Annotated in this window: 1 protein-coding gene and 1 pseudogene; one reads left to right on the forward strand and one right to left on the reverse strand. The window is 74.6% G+C overall.

Translation table 11 applies throughout. The features are described 5' to 3' along the window. Positions 1-943: pseudogene (locus tag ACSNOG_RS32480) on the reverse strand (hypothetical protein); the annotation flags it as partial. A gap of 623 nt (positions 944-1566) precedes the next feature. Here ACSNOG_RS32480 and ACSNOG_RS32485 point away from each other — a divergent pair. After that, positions 1567-2343 (forward strand): GOLPH3/VPS74 family protein, encoded by a 777-nt coding sequence (locus ACSNOG_RS32485; RefSeq protein ID WP_436756295.1) that lies wholly within the window; start codon positions 1567-1569, stop codon positions 2341-2343. The last annotated feature ends 257 nt before the right edge of the window (positions 2344-2600 follow it).

Genomic DNA, 2600 nt, shown 5'->3' on the forward strand with positions numbered 1-2600 from the left:
CGGCGAGGCCCTCCGCGTCGATCCGGGGGCCGGTGGCGGGGGCGGGCGCGGGCGCGGGGACCTTGGGTGCGGCCTTGGCCGGAGCCTTGGCCGGGGCCTTCGCGGGGCCCTGCGCGGGGGCGGCCTTGGCCGGAGCCTTGGCGCCGTCCTTGGCGGGCGCGGCCGGCTTGGCGGCGGCGTCTTCGAGTGACTTCAGCGGCACGAACTGGCTGGTGCGCTCGGAGTCGGAGTCCCCGCCCTTGGCAGCACCGTCCTTCTTGGCGGCACCACCCTTGGCAGCACCGTCCTTGGCGGCGCCGTCCTTGCGGGCGGGCGCGTCGACGGCGGGAGCCTTGAGCAGGGCGGTCGCCTGGCTGTCGGACTCGGGCGCCTTGCCGCCGGCGGCGGGAGCGCCGGCCTTGGGCCGGACGGTACGGAAGACGGCGGTCGCCTGGTCGACGGGCGCGGAGCCCTCGCCGCCCTTGGCCTTGGCCTTGGGCTCGTCCGCGCCCTCGGCCTTGTCCTTGCCGGACGGGGCACCGTTCGCGGACCGCTCGGCGTCCTTGCCGCCGGCGGCGGGGGCGCCGGCCTTCGGCCGGACGGTACGGAAGACGGCGGTCGCCTGGTCGGCAGGCGCGGAGCCCTCGGGCTTCGAGGCGGCGCCGTCACGCGGCGAGGACGTGTCCTTGTCCTCCGAGGACGTGTCCTTGTCCTCGCCGGATGCGGGCTTCGTGCCGGCCTTCGGCCGGAGCGTGCCGAAAACGGCCGTCTCCCGGTCGACGGGCGCGGAGTCCTCGCTCGCCGCCTTGCCGGACGGCGAACCGCTCGCGGGCCGCCCGGCGGCAGGGGCCTTCGAGGAGGCGCCCTCGCGCGAGGCCTTCGCGTCCTCGCCCTCGCCGGAGGCTGCGGGCTTCGCCTCGGAGCCTTCCCCCGCCTCGTCCTCGTCCTCATCCGTGCCGGCCACCCATGCCGCCACGGCGGCCTTCAGGCGGGCGTCACGCCCGGCGGAAGGACCAGCGGAGGCGCCGGCGGAAGGACCCGCGGAGGGACCCGCAGAAGGACCGGCCTTCGCCGAGTCCTTCACCGAGCCCTCCGCAGAGGTCTCGGCCTTTGCATCCGCATCGGCCTCACCGGACGCCGGGGACACTTCTTCACGGCCGCCTTCGGCGGCATCCGCGGCATCCGCGCTCTCGGGCGCGTCAGCTTTCCCGGACGGCTTTCCGGAGGTTTCCCGGAAAACCCCGAGTCGCGGGTCGTGCTCGCCGCCAGTCGTCTCCCCCGACGACTTCCGCTGCTCCGACTTGCCGGGGGACTCGCCCGCCACCGATGCCTCCTCGAAATTCCCACGCGATACGCCACCGCGGGGTGCTCCGCACCCCGCAGCCCGAACCTTCTCAAACGCTTACCAGTGTCCTGTGTCGCAGCCCCGTCACCGCGCAACCGCACCGCCAGAAGGGATCGACCGGCCTCACCGTCGTGCTAGACGAGACGACATACCTACCGGTTCCCACCCGAAGCCACCACGCACTCTCGACAGACCAATGTGAGAGGGGTCACCCTGTCAGTCATCCACGCGGGGAGGCATGGATGGGCAGGAGCCGCAGAACAATTCCGGAGGAGCTTCTGCTGCTCGCTTTGGACCCGGCCACGGGAACCACGGCGCAGCCGCAGTCGCTCGACCTGGGTCTCGCCGGGGCACAGCTAGTGGAGCTGGCTCTGGCTGGACGGATAGCCCCAGACGGGGATCGTATCGCCGTGGTGATGCCGCGGCCGACAGGAGATCCGACGCTGGACACCGCGCTCGAACTGCTGCGCCGCCGCGGCAGTCCGGTCCGCGCCGTCCACTGGATCGGCGGGCCCCGGCTGGGGCTGCGCCAGACGTACCTCACACACCTGGAGCGGTGCGGCATGGTGCATGCCGTGGCGGGCCAGATGTGCGGGGTGCTGCCGACGACGCGCTACCAGGCGACGGACACCGCGATCAGCCGGGAGATCAGGGCCCGGCTGGACAGCGCGATCCGCACCGGCGTCCCGCCGGACCCGCGGACCGCGGCGCTCGCCGCCCTGGCCCACGCGGTGGGTCTCGGCAAGCACCTCTACCCGGGCAACGAGGGGCGGTCCTCCCGCTCCCGGCTGCGGGATCTGATCAGGCACGACCCGATGGGCGGGCTCGTGGCGCACGCCGTGATGGACGTGCAGAACGGCGTCGCGGCGCAGCCGCGGCGAGCACCGGCGGCGGCCGGTCCCGGGGCGGGCGCCCACGGCGCCGGCGGCTCGGGGCGGCGCACGTCGGTCAGGGGCACGGCGTCCGGGCAGCAGGTGGCCCAGGGGACGGCCGTGATGGCCCGGGCCGGAGCGTCGTGAGCCGGCGCGGCCGAGCTCGCTGACCGCCTGGAGAACAGCGCAACGCAGCATGTCGCACCACCCGCAGGGCAACGCCGCAGCACGTGCGCGGCACTTCACGCACATCTTGGAAAACATCCAGCACACCCACAGCACACCCAGAGCTCGACCGACCGCAGCGCATTCCCCCGGCCCGGTTCGGGAGCCGCGATATCGCGCGGGGGGGGGGGGGGGGGGGGGGGGGGGGGGGGGGGGGGGGGGGGGGGGGGGGGGGGGGG

It is taken from the genome of Streptomyces sp. URMC 124, assembly GCF_051386455.1.
Taxonomy (GTDB): Bacteria; Actinomycetota; Actinomycetes; order Streptomycetales; family Streptomycetaceae; genus Streptomyces.